Raw genomic sequence first — 18,067 nt, forward strand, 5'->3', positions numbered from 1 at the left:
GTTGGTACGCCCGGCCGGTGCGTCAGTCACGCACCAGCCATCGGCGCAGTTCGTCGCCCGGTGCCCAGGTGGAGTGGGTTCCGCTGGAAACCCGTTCCGGCAGAGCAAGTTTGCACACCGGCCCGTCGGAGACCCGGGCGGCCTCGAAAACCAGGCAGTAGGACGCGTCGTCGTTCATGTCGGTGGTGATGGTAACCAGGTAGCCGTCGTCCTCACCGCGGCTGCCCACCCGTGGCGCCATGGCGGTCTCGCTGCCGTATACCCCGTCCTCGAAGGCATATCGTTGTTCAGATCCGGTCTGCAGGTCGTGGCGGACCATGCCGTCGAACAGGAACCAGCCCGGTTTTCCCGTGGCGGCATAGGCATAGCGGTAGTCGCGTCCTGCGTAGCCGGGGTTGATCATGCCGAATTCGGTGATGCTGTCGGACAATTGCTCTTCGCGGGTCTGGCCGGTGACGAGGTTGAACCGCCAGCGGTGCAGCCTGGTCTGCATCTTGTCGAGCGCCAGGGCTGGTGCCGCGTTGCCCTGGAAGAATCCGTCGAGCACAATTTCGTCGCCGTCCTCGTAGGCGTTGGTGAAGTGCAGCACGTAGGTGGTGTCGGCTTCGAACCACTTGACGTCGCCCGATGTTCCGCGGCGGGGGAGGACTGCGAAACGGGATGGCATGTCGCGGTGCAGCTTCGGTAGATGCACGTTGTTCTTGAGGAACTCGGCGTCCCAGAACAACGGGAAGTCGTTGAGAACGACGTAGTTCTCGGTGAATGCCATGTCGTGGGGCAGTCGGGGCCCGGGCAGTTCGACGTCGACGTAGTGGACCAGGCGGTTGTCGGCGTCCACGACGCCGTAGTGCATGTAGGGCGCCTGCTTGCCGTAGTTGAAGAACAGCAGTTCACCGGTGGCGTCATCGGCCTTGGGATGTGCTGACACGCCCCACTCGGCGGGGAAGGCCCCACCCCAGTCCTCTTTGCCCAGGTTCTCGCCCGTGTACGGGTCGATGCGGTACAGATCGCCGCACTGGTAGAAGCTGGTGAGAGCGACCCCGCGGTGCACCGTGACGTCCGTGCTGGAGGCGTCCTTCATCAGGGTGCGGGCACCCCAGCCGTGGTCGCGCTGGGCCAGTTCGACGGGCTCGGCGATACCGGGCCACAGCGGGCCGCCCGCCTCATTTTCGGCCAGGAAGCCGTCGGTGCGGATGAACCTGTTGCGGTAGAACGCTTTTCCGTCGCGGAACCCGACGATGTGCAGCATCCCGTCGCCATCGAACGGATGGTAGGTCTGAAACGCCGGATGCAGTGGGTTCTCGGTGTTGCGCAGGTAGACCCCGTCGAGATCGGCAGGGATCTCGCCGTCGACGACCATCAGGTCGTCGGCGTCGAACTCGGTGGTCTGCGGCCGCCACGCCCCGGTGCGGTAGGGATGGGTGTCATCTTCGGGCAGGGTGGACAGGAACTTGGTCACGATCTCGGTGTGCATGTCTACTCCTTGCCCGTCGATACGACGAAGCTGACGGTGGTTGCGGTACTTCCGCCAAAGTTCAAGGTGCCGAAGGTCTTTGCGTTCTCGACCTGGTAGGGACCGGCTGTGGCGCTGACCTGTCTGGCGGCGTCGAGCAGCATCCGCACCCCGGATGCGCCGACCGGATGCCCGCCCCCGATCAGTCCGCCGCTGGGGTTGATCGGCAGCCGCCCGCCGATCTCGATCTCGCCGTTCTCGATCGCCTTCCAGGAGTCTCCGGGCCCGGTCAGGCCGATGTGGTCGATGGCCAGGTATTCGCTGGGGGTGAAGCAGTCGTGGACCTCGAACCCGTCGAGATCGTCGAGCGTCACTTCGGCGCGGCCAAAGGCATCCAGCACGGCCGCGCGTACGTGTGGCAGCAGATACGGATCTGCGGTGCTGTGGTCGAGCTTCTGCCGCAGGCCGAGTCCGACCGTGCGATGGCCCCAGCCGTCGATGCGGGCGATCGGCCGGGCGTGTGGGTGCGCGCGCAGATAGGTGTCGCTGACCAGTACCAGCCCAGCTCCGCCGTCGGTCATCTGGCTGCAGTCGAAGCGGCGCAGCCGACCTTCCACCACCGGATTGCTCGCGTCGTCGTCTCCGATCGGATCGGGCACCGTCCAGTCGCGGGTCTGGGCGTTCGGGTTGGCCCGGGCGTTGCGGAAGTTCAGCGCGGCGATGGCGCGCAGATGTTCGGCGTCCAGCCCGTGGCGCTGGTCATAGGCGTCGGCCACCTCGGAGAACGTCGAGGGCCAGACAAACTTGGCGCCCTCGGCTTCGTGGCCGGTCCAGGCGGCGGCGCCGAGGTAGGCAGCGGCGGTGTCGCCGGGCACCGTCTTCTCCAGCTCGACCCCGATGACCAGGGCGCTGTCGTAAGCGCCCGAGCGCAGGTCGGCGATGGCCGCCAGGATCGCGATGCTGCCCGACGCGCATGCGGCCTCATGGCGGGAGGCCGGGGTGCCCCACAGGTCGGGGTGCACCGTGGCCGGCATGGCACCCAGGTGGGTCTGACCGGCGAACAGCGCACCGAAGGCGTTTGCGACGTGGACGACGCCGACGTCGGTGGCCTCGACCTTGGCGCTGTTCAGCGTGTGGTCGACGACCTCGCGGGTGAGCCCGGCGAAGTCGGCCTCTTCGCGGGTGAGGTTGCGGGCGAAATCGCTCTGGTACCCGCCGAGAATCCAGACGCCTTCCATGACCGCGACGCTACTACAACTAAGAGAGTGACTCGAGACCCGAAACGAAGAACGCCGTGGCAGAAATCCGAGATTGGATTCCCGCCACGGCGTTACCCGTGGTTAAAGCCGAATCAGTCGTCCCAGCCGCCGTGACCGTGGCCGTGGCCGCGACCGTGCCACCGCGGGCCGTTGTCGTACCACCGGCCCCAGCCGGGGCCCTCGACGCAGGCGCTGACGTAGCCGTACGGACCGGTCGCGCAGATCTCGGGACCCGCCGAAGCGGGGGCTGCTCCTGCGATCGCCACGCCGACCGGCACCGCCAGCGTGCCCAGCCCGATTGCCGCGACCTTCTTCAGTTTCGAACGCATCTTTCTTGCCTCCGGGTTGTTAGCTGTGTACGAGCTCAAGACCCCCGTCTGTAGATAACATTAGTGCATCTCACGATGTTCCTGAGAACTGCCTGTAGCCGCACGGTGCTGCGGATTTGCTCTCGCGGAGCTCTTCCCGGTCAGCGCATTGCATTTATTTGCCAACGAAAATGGGGGTTCCCGGCGACTTCTCGGAGTGTTGCCAGGCTGGGCGCGTGACTCGTGGGTCGCGTGGTGCGGTCGCATCTGTCGACGAGTTTTGCCATCGCCGTAGGTTTGCATCAAGGACTGAACAAACAGAGGGGATGTGGCATGGGAGCGCTGGACGGCAGGACGGCTCTGGTGACCGGCGGGGCTCGTGGGCAGGGACGCGCGCACGCCGCGACTCTGGCGCGCGAAGGCGCCGACATCGTGGTCTGCGACATCGTGGCGCCCGTGGAAACCGTCGACTATCCGCTGCCCACACCGGCCGATCTGGAACAGACCGTGCAGGAGGTGTCCGCGCTGGGCCGGCGCTGCCTGGCGGTGACCGCCGACGTCCGCGACCTGGCGTCCATGCAGGCTGTGGTGGGCACCGCGGTCGCGCAGTTCGGGGGCATCGACGTGGTGCTTGCCAATGCCGGGATCGCCAGCAGCGAGCCGATCGTCACCATGTCCGAACAGCGGTGGCAGACCATGATCGACGTCAACCTCACCGGGGTGTTCAACACGTTCCGGGCTGTGCTGCCTCATCTGATCGAGCGTCGGAGCGGGCGCATCGTGGCCACCTCGTCGATCGTGGCGGGCACGGGCGCCACCAACTCCGGTCACTATGCGGCGGCCAAAGCGGGTGTGGTGGCACTGGTGAAGTCGGTGGCATACGAAGTGGCCGAGTACGGCATCACGATCAACGCGGTGTTGCCGTCGGGGGTGAACACGCCGATGATCCACAACCCGGCGACCTACAAGGTGATCCGGCCGGATCTGGAGAATCCGGGGCCTGACGATGTCGAGGAGATATTCGCCCAGGGGCGGCCGCGGCCGGGTCTGCTTGAGCCGCAAGATGTCGCCGAGGCGGTGCTGTACCTGGTGTCGGATCGAGGGCGGTTGCAGACCGGCGAGTCGATGATCCTGTCCAACGGGTTGAACTAGAGCGCGATACGCCGTGATCCGGCGCCGGGTGGGAGCCGCTGCTTCCCGCCCGGCGCCGGCGCGCGACTCAGCAGCCGCAGCTGCAGGAGGCCTGCGCTTCCGTCTTCGCCTGAACGGAACCGGTGTCCTCGGACTCGGGACGCCAGTCGAACGGGAAGTGCTTGCTCGAGCCGCCGGTGTGCTCGTGTGACCAGTCGAAGCCCACGGCGTGGTCTTCCTTGACCACACCCCAGGTCGCAACCTGGCCGGGACCGACCTCTGCGCCCGGCGCGTTGGTGGTGGTCACCCGGCGGTTCGGGTCGGCCGTCGGGCCGGTCAGGGCCTCCACCAACAGATCGACCTTGCCGGGAATCTCGGCGCGCCAGTAGGCAAGATCGTCGGCGGCCTCGAAACTGATCGGGGCGTATTCGATGCCGCGCATCTCCTCGATCAGGCTGCCGAACTCGGCCGGCCAACCGCCTTCCTTGCCGGTGAAGATCCGTTCGAGCGCATCACGCTGGGCGGCGTCGCCCTTTTCGTCGATGTAGAACATCAACTTCATCGTCGCGTTCGGATCGCCGATCCACATGTTGCCGGCGAACTCGCCGAGGGCGATGACGCTGAGGCCCGTCAAATCGGTGTCACCGTAATGCCCTTCGCGGACGTGCCACACCAAGGTGAACAGGCAATCGCCGTGCGTGGGCTCCTGGGCGAAGCTGCACGGGCAAGGCAACTTGCAGCTGCACACGTCGAACCATTCTCCGCGCAAATGCCAATCGACCTGCGTAGATGCAGTGGTCATCGATCCCGCTCCTTTCGTTTTATACCCCTGGGGGGTATCTGACACGGCGAAGGTAGCACCGCCGAAGAGTGGAGCGCAAGTACCCCCTAGGGGTATGATTTCGGCATGCTCACAAGGATGTGCATCGGTGCAATCGCGGTCGCGTCTTCGGTGTCGTTGACATCGTGTGGCTCACCGGCCGAGGCGCCGCCGGCCACCTCCATGGGAGCCTCGGCGCCGAGCGTTGTTCAGCATCGACTGGTTGGACCTGACGAATTCGCCACTGCCGTAGGCGAATCCGACCGCACGACGATCAACGTCCACGTGCCTTTCGAAGGCGACATCGCCGGTACGGACCTGTCGATTCCGTTCGATCGGATCACCGAGCAGGCTGATCAGCTGCCCACCGATCGCGGGGCGCCGATCGCGATCTACTGCCGAACCGGCCCCATGAGCGCGACGGCCGCCGAGACGCTGAAATCGCTGGGCTATACCGATGTGGTGGAACTCAAGGGCGGAATGAAGGCCTGGCAGGCCAGTGGTCGTTCCCTCGTCGGAAACTGAGGGTCCGGCGGTCGAACTGTCAGTCCGTGGACAGGGTGAGCAGGCGCCGCAGAATCCATAGCACCCGTGCGAGCGACGCGACGGCAGCGACGGCCGCCCCGATGATCGTCGCCTGTATCCACCAGTAACCGGTGTCGAGATTGGCGTCGGTCATCAGGCCGACGATCGCCGCCACGAACACGACGAACAGGGTGGGCAGCGCCGAGACGAACGCGGTGCCCACCCGGCGTTTGTCGTTGGCCGGCAAGAGCTTGTCCACCGTTGTCATCGGTGCCCGTAGCAGGTTCACCAGGATCGAGACGCTGGTCAGGGTGAAACCGCCCATGGTGGCTGCCACCGTCGCCAGGATCTGGTAGGCGGTGCGGCGGGTCTCGTGCGGGACTTCTGTCAGGGCCCACGGCAGCCAACCGGTTCGGCCCAGTGTCAGCCATCCGCCGACCACGACAAGGGCGAGCAGCCAGTCGGCCCACTGATGGCGAACCCAGTTGTGCTGCAGCCTTTCCCGCAGGCTGAACTTTACGACCGGGCGCTTATTCGCGTTCATCTGCGGGTACTTCGATCAGGGTGTCGGCGTACGGCGCGGGTTCGCCGGGGACCTCGGGCACGGCAGACAGGAGGTACTCGCGATTGCGAGTCAAAGACTGTCGCAACAGCTCTCGCGCATACGCGGTGGAGCGTTCCGGATCGTTCAACCGGTCGGCATCAACCTCGGTCCGCTCCACGAATCGGTCCTCGAGCAGGTCGACCGACTGTGGGGTGCCGCTGATGGAGCCGACGACGCGCGCGCTCTCGAACTCCGACAGCGCGCCGGAGCCCCGCAGGCTGTCGATGAGTTCCCGAATCCGGCGGCGGATCGCGTCTTTCTGCGACCCGGTGCCGCGGCGGCCCACCGAGATCCCGATGCGGACAACGCCGTCCTGGGCCAGCGCGCGGGCACCGTCGAGCGCCTGGACCCAGTCACCACCCACAAGTTCGCGGTTGATGCGATTGGCCGGGATCGCGACATCGACCCTGGACACGCTCATCTCGTCGAGCGCCTGGTCGAGGTTCTGGGTGAGCACCGGCTCGATGCCGACCTCGATGTCGAGCTTGTGCTCGAAATAGTCGACCAGCCGCCGGGCTCGCGGGCCGTCACCACTTGTCAGCATGGCCACGATATTGCGCTCACCGAACAGGCAATATGTCGGTTCCAGCAGACCTTCGTCGGGGGTCAGCCCGATGGCGCGGCGAGCGCCGGCGGCGCTGCCGATGCTGGGCAGGTTCTCCCGCCGCACCTTGTCGAGAATCATCATCCGGTGGTCGCGGGTACCGTGCGCGATCAGCAGCATCCCGTCGGGGCAGCGGCGGTAGCGGTTGAGACCGTCGGCCTCGGCCCGGCTGAGCCGCCGAACCACCTGCTCGGCCGGAAATTCACCGGGCAGGGGAGCGCCGTCCGGCTGCAAAAGCCGCCAGTACTGCACCGTGCGGTTCACCTGTCATCCCCCTGAACGTCGATCTGCCACTGACGCTACTGGGGCATGCCGACAAGATCGGGAACTCGCGAAGGATCACCCGAGGTCAAAGAAGCACGCCGGCCGATCCGCCAACCCGTCCAAGCCCTCAGCCTCATAGCGGGCTAACCAGGCATGCAGCGTCTGCCGCGACACCCCGACCTTGCCGGCCACCTGCGTTATCGACAAACCGTCACTGATCACCGCCAGCACGGCCTGATACCTCTGCTCGACCACGCTCAACTCCCTCATCCAGGGAGTGTCAAGGATCAACCGAAGTAGGTGTGTAAGGCATCAGCCGAAACACTGTCACCCATCAACCGGAGACAAAACGTCAAGCATCACCCGACGTCATACCTAGAAAGAGTGCCCCCGGCAGGATTCGAACCTGCGACACCGGCTTTAGGAGAGCCGTGCTCTATCCCCTGAGCTACGGGGGCTCGGGACGTCCTTGAATACCTGACTAAAACCCTGGCGGGGCGCGATTTCAGCGGCTTCTTGGACATCCTGGTGCCGTGGTCGGCGTCGTGACGGTGGGCGTCGTGTTGTCGAGTCCGGCGGGTGTGAGTGTATCGGGCATGACAAAGGCCACGCGACGCGTGGGCGTCCGTGGGCAGCTTGGGGTCGCTCGTCGTGGTGGCCGGCGTTAGGCTGCTCGCTCGTCTGGGTGTCGTCGTCGGTGCAGGTAGGCCGCTATTGCGTTGCGGCCCAGGGCGAATCCGAGCATGACGGTCAGTTGGCGAACAGCCGAGTAGGCGATCATGCGCCCGCCGTAGAGGGTGCGGTCGAGAGTGTTGTTGAGACTTTCGGAGTCTTCGCGCCACCCGTAGCAGCGGTCGTAGACGCTGTCGCCGTCCTCGGTTTTGACGTGCTGGCGCAGGTGCTCTGCCCGATTGTAGCCACGCTTGCGGTCGTCGTCGGTGGTGTCAATGCGCTCTCGCTGCACGGTGCCGCACGTGGGAGTCGCGAACTCGATGTACCACCGGTGATTTCCGTCGGCGTTGCGGCGCGAGTAGATCTTGGCGGTTGGGCATGGTTGCAGATGCGTGTCGCCGGTGTCGAGGATCTGGCGTTCGCAGATGCGCCCGTCTTGAGTCCATAGGTCGTGAACCTCGCCGCAGGCACAGTCGAGGCGGGCCAGGGTGGTGGGCTTTCGGGTGCCGTCGTGGATGGGTGAGAGCACGGTCAGGCCGTGTTTCATGGCGTGGTCGATGTGTTTGCCGCGGAAGGCGCCGTCGTAGCAGAGGCCGTCACAGCGGACGTCGGGGTCGGCGACGACGCGGTCGATCATGTCGGTGGCGATGCGGGCTTCACCGCCGTAGCCTTTGCCCGCTGGGACGGCGTCGACGTCGAGGATGACTCGATTGTTACGGATGGCGTTGGGGCGGGTGGCAAGCATGGCGAACTTGATGCCGTAGCGGAATTCGCTGTCGCTTTCGCCGTTTTGCACCTCGATGCCGGCGTGGACGCGGCGTCCGCCGTCTTCGGCCCACCGGTCGGCGGTGGCCTTACGGACGGGTGCGGCCACCACAGTGCCATCGCCAACGACGTATTGCCCACGGGCGGGGTTGGTGTGCGAGACAGGGGCGGTTTGGGCCAGGCAGCCCAGTTCGGTGGACAGCCGGCGGGCGAGCGGCCGAAACGCGTTAAGCAACTCGTTTGCGTGGTCGTCGAGCAGCTGTTGGGCGTAGTTGTGGTGCCAGCGCTGTGGTGGTTTGCGCTGCGCTTTTGGCGCGTGGTGTGCGGCGGCGTGATGGCGGATCGAGCGCCAGTAGGCGGGGTGGGCCATCGCGCGGGCGGCCTTGCTGTGCGAGCCGAGAACCCCGGTCAGAGCTTTGTGCAGCACGTGCACCCACGGCGGGTAGTGCGGGCGCCGGCCCGGAGTTCCGGGCTCGTGGACGGGCAGGATCGCAGCCAGGTGGTAAATCACCTCGTGGGAGGCGACGGCTTCGAGGGTGTCGATCTCAAGCAGGGTGAGTTCATCGGGGCAGTTGCGCCTGTGAAGGTCGCGTTGCTGGATCCGCTGCGCGCCGTAGGCTTGGGTTAGCTTGCTGGAGTTCGTCGTTCGGTTCATGGCGAGTCGCCGTCGTCGTGCCAGGCGTAGCCGATCAGCGACGCTGTGGTGTCCAGCGAGGGCGAGCCGATGAGACGGGCGGCGTCCTCGATGCGGCCGGTGCGGTCGAACTCGCGGCGCGCGGCGTAGGCGGTCAGCGATGCGGGTCGTACCCCGCTGTCGTCGGATAGGCCGGCGCGAGTGAGGATGTCGCGCACGGTCAGGCACACGCGGGCTTGTTTGTGAGCGTTGCTGCCGTGGGCGCCGGTGCACAACACCGGTGGGAGGCCACCGACAGGAAGTGGATCGGCGAGGCGGGTCGCGCGTTCGCCCAGCACCCGCACCGACCAGGTGTCCAGGGGCAGGGTCCGAGGGCGATGCTTGCTCGAACCGTGCGCCCACACCGTCGCGGCGTGGTGATCGAGGTCAGCTGCGCTGATGTGGCCTAGCTCGCCGGTGTGCGCGCCGGCGAGCAGCAGTGCGGCGGTGGCGGCGTGTCTGGTTGGGGTGGCGCGTTCGGAGAACAGCCGCACGAGCGCGGCTTCGTCATCGCTGAGGGGTCGCTGAGCCGACGACGCGCGGCCCGGAATGTCGATGTCGGTGGTCGGGTCATCGAGCGTGAGCCGCAGCCGGCGGGCGGTGCGGTAGAACGCGCGCAGCGCGGCGCGACGGTTGTGCATGGTCGCCACCGCCGCCTCCGACACGGTCCCGTGTCGGGTGCGGCCTTTGGCGGCAACAAATTTCGCGACCAACACTTGATCGACGCCGGCCAGCGTGGTGACGTCGTGCGCGGCGGCGAAGCGGGCGAACCGGCGGGCGAGCAAGCCGAACTTGTCGAGGGTCTGTGTTGCCAGCACTCCGTCGGCGATCCACGCGCCGGTCACGGCCGCCACCGCGGCGCTCAAGCTGCCGTCAGCCATGGCCGGCCCCCAACCCAGCGGCAACAGCAACTGCTCCCCGATGCTCACCACGGGTCCGCGCCGTTGGTGAAACGTTGACCATGCCGCCCCCATCCACAGTGGTGCATGTATGCACCATTTGAGCAGAGGGGTACGACAGTTTGCCCGAATGCGGCGGGGTTGCGGGATAAGGTGGGCCTGTGGCGCGCAGCAACGGCGACAAACCGCCGGTGGCCTACGTGGCCAGTGGTGTCTGGCCCAATGCCGACATCAAAGCTGATGCCCCGCCGTCGGCGTCCGCCGCTCAACACCTGGCTCGTGCGCTGGGGGCGGCGATGGCCGAGACCGCTACCGGTCAGCGGGCCCTCGCCGTAACCAGCGGGGTTGCGCACACCACTATCGGGCGCATCCTGGCCGGCACAGTGCTGTGCGACATCGGCTCGCTGGCTCGCCTGGAACACGCCTTGGGCCAGCGGCTGTGGCCCGAGCATGCAGACGCCGTCACCCACCGGCGCTCCGTCGGGAAGCCAACCGCTCACAATCGCAATGCCGTCTGACACATGAGGCAGATTACAGAGCTGCTATTCGAGTGGGGCGTAACCGAGACCGCGTGTTGCGCTTGACTCGTGTTCCACGCGTCGCAACAATGGGTCTCGCGCGCACGCGCGCGCCAGCGTAGCGAGGGAGTGGGTGTGAAGCCATGGCAAAGACCAGCAAGTCGCTGATCGACCTGATCGAGATCGCCGCCACACGGCACGACGGGGCGTCCGGACGCCGCCTGGCGGAGCTGGCGCAGCGCGCCGGCCACGATATCTCGCACGCCACGCTGAACCGACTTCGGCAGGGCACCTACGCCACCCGCCCGTCGGATGCATCGATCCGGGCGATCGCCTACCTGGCCGACGTGTCGGAGAACGTCGCGTTCGCGGCAGCGGGGGTGAGCGCCCCGGCTGCTGTGGTGTATCAGCCTCCGGCGGAAGCGCAGCGGATGAGCACCCGGCAGCGCAAGGCGCTCGACGAGCTCATCCGCGCGTTCGCCGCCGACGACAAACCGACACCCGCCGCGGGGCTCGACTTTGGCCGGCTGCTGGCCGCGCGGGAGCGCCTCCATACCGCGTTGACCGCCGGTGGTGAGCACGCCTCCGCCGGGCGGCTGGTCGAGGCGGCGCGGGAGGCGGTGGCCGGTATCGACGAGGTGATCGACGCGTTGTTCGCCGCGGCCAGCGCCGAGGACCCAGCCGATCACGAATCGGTGTCGGATTTCACGGGATTCACCACCGATCACCCCGCCCGCGCGGCCGGGTAGAGCTAACAGACCGTGCGGCAGGAGGGGCAATGGTGTGATTCCGGAGTTGGACCCATCCGGCGGGCTACTGCCGCCCGGTCGCTACCGGGCGAGCCGGGCCGAGGTCTACCAGCGATTCGTCAACGGACGCGGCGAGCACCGGCAGCACCTATGGCGGGACTGGGAGTCGGCGACGAGCCTGCTGGGTCGCCACGTGCACGTCAACGCCTGCTGGCTCTACGGACGGTTCCTCTCCGAGGTGCCCGAACCCGAGGTCGTGTCGTGTGTGTATTGGGCCGAGGACCTGGAGTTGTCCAAAGCCCACCTCGACCCGGCCAGCGCCAACATCCTGCGGGCGTTCGCGCAGCGCGGTACGCTGCGTCGCGTTGTCGGAGTACGGGTGGATACTTCTGTCGTCGCCTGGCACTGCCAACCCGACAACGAGATCGAGGACCGCTACCTGCCCCAATACTTGGAGCGACGAGGCCGGGTCGATGATTACCTGCAGCGAATGCGTTCTGGCCCAATGGGTTCACCAGCCGCACGCGAGGACGCGCTGCCGCGCTGCGGATATGTGGAGGTGATCGTCGATGACTACCAGTGAGGATGACATCGACCGGATGGAAACGGCGATCCTGGCGGCGATGACCGACGACGACACGCCAGCCTGGAGTACTCCCGATGACTTATCCCGCATCAGCGTCGAGGCCCTAATAGCCGACGATAGCCTCGGGCGAACACTGCCTTCGCGTGGCAACATCCGCCTCAGCGGCGACGGCGTAACCGGGGCCTCGGCACGGGTCTCCGAGGTCGCCCGCGTGATGGCCGGATTTCAACGCCTGGCCACCGCGGTCGGGGCTGCCCAACAGGGCGACAAGGCGCTAGGACGCCAACCCAACGCCGATGTACGCCGCCGCACCGACCTCCTGCTCAGAGCATCACCCGGGCCCGGATCGATCATCCTGACCGTCACCCCGGCGACCTCACCGATCACCGAAACCGGCCACGCCGGCGGCAAAGTCGGCATGTTCGCCGAACTGGAAACCGACGATCAGTTGCTCGACACCGCAATCGGTGCGGCCATCGATGTGTTCAGCGCCGGCAACGACATCGGGCCCAGCCCCGCGCAATCGCGGTTCGTCCAACAGCTCGCCGAGATGGGGCCGCGTACCGCCTCGGCCCTACGCGACCTGTCCAAAACACTGGACCGCGCCGGATTCGACATCGAAATCGACTGGCAGCAACCATCCCACGCCACCCGCCGCGTCACCGTATCCTCAACGGCCGCCGCCTACATCGCCGCCACCGTCGAAAACGCCAACCTCGACGAACAACCCGTGCACATCATCGGCGAATACCTCACCGTCAGCGCCGTCTCCTCCTGGCTCATCCAGCAAGACGACGGGGACACCGTTACGGTCAAACTTGGCCGCATCGGCAAGGACGAAGCACATGGCCTGGCCGTCGGCGACCGCGTTCGCATCGAGGCGCTCATGAAAGTCGAAACCACCCCCGGCGGCGCCGTCAAAACCACCTACACCGCCCAAGCCGTACGCAGCCTCGACGACCAACACTGAACTACTAACCCCAAGGTCGAAAGTAACACTACGGCAACCCGTTACACCGTTAACCCAGTGTTTGACTGAGGTGGTCCGGCGGGTTCGCTCCACCTGTTACTTGCCGTTGGTGGCCATTGTCTGTAGTGCGACCCGCCGGATGCCAAGGACCGGCCGGCGTGGCTTGAGAGGAGCGTGGCATCGCCCCTGACTGGGATGTGCCCACCGACCGATCCCTGATCCCCTCATGGAGAAGGAGACGGTTCAATGATCACTCTGGGAGTCGATGCGCACAAGCGCACCCACACCATCGTCGCGGTCGATTCTAACGGCCGCCAGCTGGCATCGAAGACGATCACCACGACCACGAAAGATCATCTGGGACTGCTGAGCTGGGCCGAGCAGTTGGCCAGAGGCAACGGCCTGGTGTGGGCGATCGAAGACTGCCGACACCTGTCGCGGCGGCTGGAACGGGATCTGCTTGCCGCGGGTCACGCAATCGTGCGGGTGCCACCGAAGTTGATGGCCCACGTCCGCGACTCGGCCCGCACCTACGGCAAATCCGATCCCATCGATGCGCTCGCCGTCGCCCGTGCCGCGCAGCGCGAACCCGATCTTCCCGTGGCCCGGTTGGATGGGCCCGACCGTGACGTGCGACTGCTGGGAGACCATCGTGAATCCCTTGTCGCAGAACGAACCCGAGTAGTCAACAGGCTGCGCTGGTTTCTGCACGAGCTCGACCCATCTTGGGAACCCAAGGCCCGATCGCTGGACCGGCTCAGCACTCTGGACCAGGTTTGGACTCACCTGGAACCGCTCAGGGGAACCGTCGCCCGGCTCGCGCGTGATTTGCTCGAACGGTGCCGCACACTGACCCAGCAGATTAACGAGCTCACCACAGAGATCACCACACTGGTGACCGATATGGCGCCGTCGTTGATCGCGATCCCCGGCTGCGGAGCTATCACCGCAGCCAAGATTCTCGGTGAGACCGCCGGGGTCGATCGGTTCCGGTCCAAGGACGCCTACGCCCGTCATAACGGCACCGCACCGATGCCGGTCTGGTCCTCCAACAAGGCCCGCCACCGGCTGAGCCGCACCGGGAATCGTCAACTCAACGCAGCCCTGCACCGGATCGCGCTCACCCAGGCGCACTGGCACGAACCGGCCAAACAGATGATGACTCGGCGTAAAGCCAGCGGAGACAGCGGGATGGAAGCACTGCGTGTCCTCAAACGGCGACTCTCCGACGTCGTCTACGCGGCGCTACAAGCCGACCTCGCTACGGCGGCCAAAACCGCTGCCGCTTGACAGAGGAGCTAGTGACAGAACCTCGGGGCGCGGGACTTTCAGAATTTCGGTGTAAGTGGTCCGACACGCCGGGCGTGAGCTTGGCGGGAAGGGTCCATGATGACCGAAACCATTGGGCTGTGACAGCAGCAGCCGATACCAACGATGATGTGTTGATGGCCAGCTCTCCGACACCGGAGGAGTTGGCGACCGCCCGGGAACTGGTGCGCGCTGCCCAGGCCCGCGGGGTCTCGTTCGCCGACACCGCCGATGGGGTGCTCAAGGCGTTGACCAAGACCGTGGTGGAGACCGCGCTCGAAGAAGAGCTCTCTGATCACCTGGGCTATGACAAGCACGATCCGGTCGGACGCAACGGGGGCAACTCCCGCAACGGCACCCGCACGAAAACCGTGCTCACCGATACCGTGGGTGAAATCGAAATCCAGGTGCCCCGTGATCGCGCCGGCAGCTTCGATCCGCAGATCGTGCGCAAGCATCAGCGGCGGTTGACTCGTGTCGATGAGATTGTGTTGTCGTTGTATGCCAAGGGATTAACCACCGGGGAAATCGCTGCTCACTTCGACGAGCTCTATGAGGCCAAGATCTCCGGACACGATCAGTCGGATCACCGACAAGATCATCGCCGACATGGCCGATTGGGTGTCACGCCCGTTGGAGCCGATCTATGCCGCGGTCTTCATCGATGCCTTGAGTGTGAAGGTCCGCGACGGGCAGGTGGCCAATCGGCCGTTCTATGCCGCGATAGGGGTGGATCTGGCCGGGCACAAGGATGTGCTGGGGTTGTGGGCCGGCGACGGCGCCGGGGAATCATATGGAACGAGCACATGTTCGTTTCCCCGGATTCGTGCTGCTGCCTGAGGGTTTCCGGTCTATTCGCGTGTCGCTGATCTCCAAGGTGTAGGCCAGCGAGTTAAGGTGCCGCCTAGAAACTTCCGGTGCGAGGAAGGTGTGCGGTGGGCGACCGGCGGCTGCGGGTGATCACGGGCGAGGTCGCGCCGGTCGTTGAGACCCGGGATCCGCGGCGGTTCCAGGCCGAATGCGTGGAGGCGTTCGTGGCGTCGTGGACCGCGCGGGGGTTCGCCGAATCGACGATCGCCAACGACGTCGGGGTGCTGGAGCGGATGCTGGCGGCGCTGGGACGACCGGCATGGGAGGTGAGCGCCGAGGACGTCGACCGGGTGGTGGGCGAGCTGGCCAGCTTGGGTCGCGCGGTATCGACGCGGCGGAACTACCTGCAGGTGTTCAAGGGCTTTCACCGGTTCCTTGAGGTCCGCAAGGCGGCCGAGATCGAGGCGGCGTTCGGGGTGCGGCTGGCGTGTCCGCTCGACGAGTTCAACGCCGCTCGCCACGTCAGCGATGACTCGCCGACCGCGCAGGTGCCGCCGACGCCGGAGCGGGTGGCTGCGTTCTTCGAGTTCCTCAAGGGTCGGATCGCGACCGCCCGCAAGTACGCGCCGGCCGCGCGGGACTACGCGCTGTTCCGCACGTTGTATCACGCCGGGTTGAGGTCGGAAGAGGTCGTGATGCTCGACGGCTCCGATATGCACTTGGGGCGCGGCCCGTTTGGCAAGCTGCACGTGCGGTTCGGCAAGGGCGCCAAGGGATCCGGGCCCCGACCGCGCTGGGTGCCGATGCTGGACGGGCTGGATCTGGTGGTGCGCTGGTATCTCGCCGACGTGCGCGGCCGGTTCCCAGATAGTCCGGTGCTGCTGTGTGATGAGTCCGGCGGCCGGATGGCTGCGGCCACGATCCGCAACCGGTTGCGGCATTTGATGGGCGTGGAAGGACGGCCTGAATCCGAGTGGTTCAGCCCGCATGGGATGCGCCGGGCCTGCGCGACTCACAACTATGAGCGGGGCGTGGATCTTGTTGCCATCCAACAGCTTTTAGGTCATTGGACGGTCGCTTCGACCATGCGGTACGTGCGTCCGTCGGAAACGTTCATCGAAGACGCCTACCAGCGTGCGATCTCGGCGACGCTGAGTGAGTTGACCGGAGGGGAGTGAGCATGCAGATCAGGTGGAAACTGCGGATGGCGGCCGCCCAGCGGGAGGTGTGGACCGGCGCGCAGCTGCAACGGCTGCTCGCGGCGAAGGCCGGATTGGAGCTGTCCTCGGCGTCGGTGTCGGCGTTGTTCACCAAACAGCCCAGCCAGATCAAGCTGTCCACCCTGATCGCGTTGTGCACCGCCCTGGAATGCACGCCCGATGACCTGTTCGACGTCGATACCGCCCCTGTCGCACAACCGATTTCGCTGAAGCAGGCGACGGTCGCGGTCAACGACGCGCACGGGTCGCGGCGGGGCCGGTCGATGCCGCCGATCTGAGGATGACCCGACGGATCCGGGACTGTCGGCGGTGCGGGCGAGCGGTCGGCAAACCCGACCGCGACCTGTGCGCACGGTGCCACTGGGCGCGCACACACGCGCCGGTCAAGCATCGCTGCCCGCGGTGCGGTATCGACCGGGTCCTGCAGGCCGACGCCGGCCGCTGCGTGCGCTGCTCCCGCACCTGCCGGCTCTGCGGTGCGCCGGTGCTGTTCGTCGACCGCGACCTCTGCAAGGAATGTGTCCGACGACAACGTTTGGACGCCAACCGGGTCGAGTGCCCGCGGTGCGGGCAACGCAGGATCCTGCGATCGGCGACTGGTTGGTGCGGGCCGTGTTCACGCCCGGGCCGGCCCCCGAATCCGGACGCGGCCTGCGTCGACTGCGGGCAGGTCACCCGGCTCGCCGGTGCCGGGCGGTGCCGGTCCTGCTGGGCGCGCTCGCCGCACCGGATCACGGTCTGTGCCGCCAATCTCGCTGCAACACTGGATGATCCACCCGACTGGCTCGGCGACTTCGCCGCCTACCTGGTCGGCCGCCACCATCCCAGCCGGGCCTGCGCCATGCTCACCCGACTCGGCAAGCACCTGGTCGACGATCATCCAGCGCACGCGCAGGCGCTGCTGGAGGTCGTCGCCGCCGACGTGCCGCTGGCGCGGGCTCTGGAAGACTTCCTCACCGCGAACAAGCTGGCGCTGCCGCCCGATCGCGACGAACGCCGCGCCGCCGCCCGACGCCGGTCCCGCATCGCCGCGGTGCCCGAACCGCTGCGCGACGCGGTGGCCGGATTCGCCGAGCACCTCGTCAGGAGTCGTGACCGTGCCCGCCGCGCCGGCACCCACCCCCGCGGGCATGCCACGCTCGAGGCCCGGCTCACCGCGATGCGTGACTTCACGCAGTTCCTGACCGCCCGCCGCCGCAAAACCGACTGGGCCACTGTCGATGTCGGCGATATCGAGGCGTTCCTGCACGCTCATCCCGGCCGACGCGCCTCCTACCTGGCCGGGCTACGCCAGTTCTGTCGCTACGCCCGGCGACGCCGGCTCATCCTTATCGACCCCACCGCAGCAGTGAAAGCACCGTGGCATTCCACGGCCCAACCCTGCCCGCCGACCGCCAGCGCGAGCTGTTCCGGCGATGGAGCACCGACCCCGACGTGCACCCGCACGAGGCGCTCGTCGGACTGGCCGCCCTGCTGCACGGCACCACCACCCAGGAACTGAAGCACCTCACCGACGACGACATCGACCACGAGTCACGCCGCATCCGGCTCGGGCGGCGCCCACAACCGACACCGCTGGACCCGTGGACCTGGACCGCACTGCAACGCTGCCTTGACCATCGTAAGAAACTGGGCAGCAACAACTCCCACGTGCTGATCACGATGCAGACCAAGGCCACCCGTGCAGCGGCCTCCGACAGCTACGTCAAGAACACCCTGCGCGCCGTCGGCATCCAACCGCGCATCCTGCGCTCCACTCGCCTGGTCGACCTCGTCGGCACCGTCGACCCCAAACTTGTCGCCGACATCTACGGCATGACCAACGAGGGCGTCATCGCCTACCTCGCCGACCACGTCGACACCGCCCGGCTGCCGAACCCGTGACAAATTCAGGCGCCACCTCGCACAGGTTCGCGCGAACCCGTGCGC

Annotated in this window: 19 protein-coding genes, 1 tRNA gene and 2 pseudogenes; 12 read left to right on the forward strand and 10 right to left on the reverse strand. The window is 66.5% G+C overall.

The features are described 5' to 3' along the window. Positions 1 to 22: 22 nt before the first annotated feature. The 3 genes from ACNQR1_RS08095 to ACNQR1_RS08105 form a co-directional block, all read right to left on the reverse strand. The gene (locus tag ACNQR1_RS08095) at positions 23 to 1,474 is read right to left on the reverse strand and encodes a carotenoid oxygenase family protein (protein ID WP_418045378.1); all 1,452 of its coding nucleotides are present in this window, start codon (positions 1,472 to 1,474) and stop codon (positions 23 to 25) included. 2 nt (positions 1,475 to 1,476) lie between these two features. Continuing rightward, positions 1,477 to 2,691, reverse strand: a complete 1,215-nt coding sequence (locus tag ACNQR1_RS08100) for an acetyl-CoA acetyltransferase (protein WP_418045380.1) — start codon at positions 2,689 to 2,691, stop codon at positions 1,477 to 1,479. Positions 2,692 to 2,804: 113 nt separating this feature from the next. Beyond that, on the reverse strand, positions 2,805 to 3,041 hold the full coding sequence (locus tag ACNQR1_RS08105; protein WP_418045382.1) for a hypothetical protein: 237 nt from the start codon (positions 3,039 to 3,041) through the stop codon (positions 2,805 to 2,807). Between the two features lie 312 nt (positions 3,042 to 3,353). On the opposite strand from ACNQR1_RS08105, the gene ACNQR1_RS08110 reads away from it, so the two are divergent. Continuing rightward, positions 3,354 to 4,172 (forward strand): mycofactocin-coupled SDR family oxidoreductase, encoded by an 819-nt coding sequence (locus tag ACNQR1_RS08110; RefSeq protein WP_418045384.1) that lies wholly within the window; start codon positions 3,354 to 3,356, stop codon positions 4,170 to 4,172. A 67-nt stretch (positions 4,173 to 4,239) separates the two neighbouring features. Here ACNQR1_RS08110 and ACNQR1_RS08115 read toward each other — a convergent pair whose 3' ends face one another. Next, positions 4,240 to 4,953: a DUF1326 domain-containing protein gene (locus tag ACNQR1_RS08115; RefSeq protein ID WP_418045386.1), complete on the reverse strand. Its 714-nt coding sequence runs from the start codon at positions 4,951 to 4,953 to the stop codon at positions 4,240 to 4,242. A gap of 105 nt (positions 4,954 to 5,058) precedes the next feature. On the opposite strand from ACNQR1_RS08115, the gene ACNQR1_RS08120 reads away from it, so the two are divergent. Then, positions 5,059 to 5,496 carry a rhodanese-like domain-containing protein gene (locus ACNQR1_RS08120; RefSeq protein WP_418045388.1) on the forward strand — a complete coding sequence of 146 codons (438 nt, stop codon included), beginning with the start codon at positions 5,059 to 5,061 and terminating at the stop codon, positions 5,494 to 5,496. A 19-nt stretch (positions 5,497 to 5,515) separates the two neighbouring features. Here the strand turns inward: ACNQR1_RS08120 and ACNQR1_RS08125 are convergent, their stop codons facing one another. From ACNQR1_RS08125 to ACNQR1_RS08150, 6 genes and pseudogenes are all read right to left on the reverse strand, one after another. Further along, the gene (locus ACNQR1_RS08125; protein WP_418045389.1) at positions 5,516 to 6,040 is read right to left on the reverse strand and encodes a hypothetical protein; all 525 of its coding nucleotides are present in this window, start codon (positions 6,038 to 6,040) and stop codon (positions 5,516 to 5,518) included. Further along, positions 6,027 to 6,968, reverse strand: coding sequence for an oxidoreductase (locus ACNQR1_RS08130; protein WP_418045391.1), 942 nt, complete (start codon positions 6,966 to 6,968; stop codon positions 6,027 to 6,029). The genes ACNQR1_RS08125 and ACNQR1_RS08130 overlap by 14 nt, the downstream gene beginning before the upstream one ends. A gap of 102 nt (positions 6,969 to 7,070) precedes the next feature. Continuing rightward, positions 7,071 to 7,238, reverse strand: a pseudogene (locus tag ACNQR1_RS08135) (helix-turn-helix domain-containing protein); the annotation flags it as partial. A 115-nt stretch (positions 7,239 to 7,353) separates the two neighbouring features. Next, positions 7,354 to 7,426: transfer RNA gene (locus tag ACNQR1_RS08140), tRNA-Arg, on the reverse strand. Positions 7,427 to 7,632: 206 nt separating this feature from the next. Further along, positions 7,633 to 9,060 (reverse strand): hypothetical protein, encoded by a 1,428-nt coding sequence (locus ACNQR1_RS08145; RefSeq protein ID WP_226519342.1) that lies wholly within the window; start codon positions 9,058 to 9,060, stop codon positions 7,633 to 7,635. Next, positions 9,057 to 10,007, reverse strand: coding sequence for an integrase (locus ACNQR1_RS08150; RefSeq protein WP_233211415.1), 951 nt, complete (start codon positions 10,005 to 10,007; stop codon positions 9,057 to 9,059). Before ACNQR1_RS08150 ends, ACNQR1_RS08145 begins: the two co-directional genes overlap by 4 nt. A gap of 131 nt (positions 10,008 to 10,138) precedes the next feature. Here ACNQR1_RS08150 and ACNQR1_RS08155 point away from each other — a divergent pair, with 131 nt between their 5' ends. The 10 genes and pseudogenes from ACNQR1_RS08155 (at position 10,139) to ACNQR1_RS08200 (ending at position 18,022) form a co-directional block, all read left to right on the forward strand. Next, on the forward strand, positions 10,139 to 10,495 hold the full coding sequence (locus ACNQR1_RS08155) for a hypothetical protein (RefSeq protein WP_095785367.1): 357 nt from the start codon (positions 10,139 to 10,141) through the stop codon (positions 10,493 to 10,495). 143 nt (positions 10,496 to 10,638) lie between these two features. Continuing rightward, positions 10,639 to 11,244 (forward strand): hypothetical protein, encoded by a 606-nt coding sequence (locus ACNQR1_RS08160; RefSeq protein ID WP_095785368.1) that lies wholly within the window; start codon positions 10,639 to 10,641, stop codon positions 11,242 to 11,244. A 34-nt stretch (positions 11,245 to 11,278) separates the two neighbouring features. Beyond that, positions 11,279 to 11,827 (forward strand): DUF6932 family protein, encoded by a 549-nt coding sequence (locus tag ACNQR1_RS08165; protein ID WP_095785369.1) that lies wholly within the window; start codon positions 11,279 to 11,281, stop codon positions 11,825 to 11,827. After that, complete coding sequence (locus tag ACNQR1_RS08170) at positions 11,814 to 12,800, forward strand: hypothetical protein (RefSeq protein WP_233211414.1); 987 nt, start codon at positions 11,814 to 11,816, stop codon at positions 12,798 to 12,800. Before ACNQR1_RS08165 ends, ACNQR1_RS08170 begins: the two co-directional genes overlap by 14 nt. A 246-nt stretch (positions 12,801 to 13,046) precedes the next feature. Continuing rightward, on the forward strand, positions 13,047 to 14,090 hold the full coding sequence (locus tag ACNQR1_RS08175; RefSeq protein WP_368569564.1) for an IS110 family transposase: 1,044 nt from the start codon (positions 13,047 to 13,049) through the stop codon (positions 14,088 to 14,090). A 155-nt stretch (positions 14,091 to 14,245) separates the two neighbouring features. Then, a pseudogene (locus ACNQR1_RS08180) lies at positions 14,246 to 14,888 on the forward strand (IS256 family transposase); the annotation flags it as partial. A gap of 155 nt (positions 14,889 to 15,043) precedes the next feature. Then, a complete protein-coding gene (locus tag ACNQR1_RS08185; protein WP_095785370.1) occupies positions 15,044 to 16,096 on the forward strand; it encodes a tyrosine-type recombinase/integrase in 1,053 nt (350 codons plus the stop codon). A gap of 2 nt (positions 16,097 to 16,098) precedes the next feature. Then, entirely contained in the window at positions 16,099 to 16,416 is a 318-nt protein-coding gene (locus ACNQR1_RS08190) for a helix-turn-helix domain-containing protein (RefSeq protein ID WP_095785371.1), read from the forward strand. A 2-nt stretch (positions 16,417 to 16,418) separates the two neighbouring features. Beyond that, positions 16,419 to 17,639, forward strand: a complete 1,221-nt coding sequence (locus tag ACNQR1_RS08195; RefSeq protein ID WP_226519339.1) for a hypothetical protein — start codon at positions 16,419 to 16,421, stop codon at positions 17,637 to 17,639. Beyond that, on the forward strand, positions 17,573 to 18,022 hold the full coding sequence (locus tag ACNQR1_RS08200) for a hypothetical protein (RefSeq protein WP_226519338.1): 450 nt from the start codon (positions 17,573 to 17,575) through the stop codon (positions 18,020 to 18,022). The genes ACNQR1_RS08195 and ACNQR1_RS08200 overlap by 67 nt, the downstream gene beginning before the upstream one ends. Positions 18,023 to 18,067 lie beyond the last annotated feature (45 nt).

The sequence above is a fragment of the Mycobacterium sp. 48b genome (assembly GCF_048282725.1).
In the GTDB taxonomy this organism is placed as follows: Bacteria; Actinomycetota; Actinomycetes; order Mycobacteriales; family Mycobacteriaceae; genus Mycobacterium.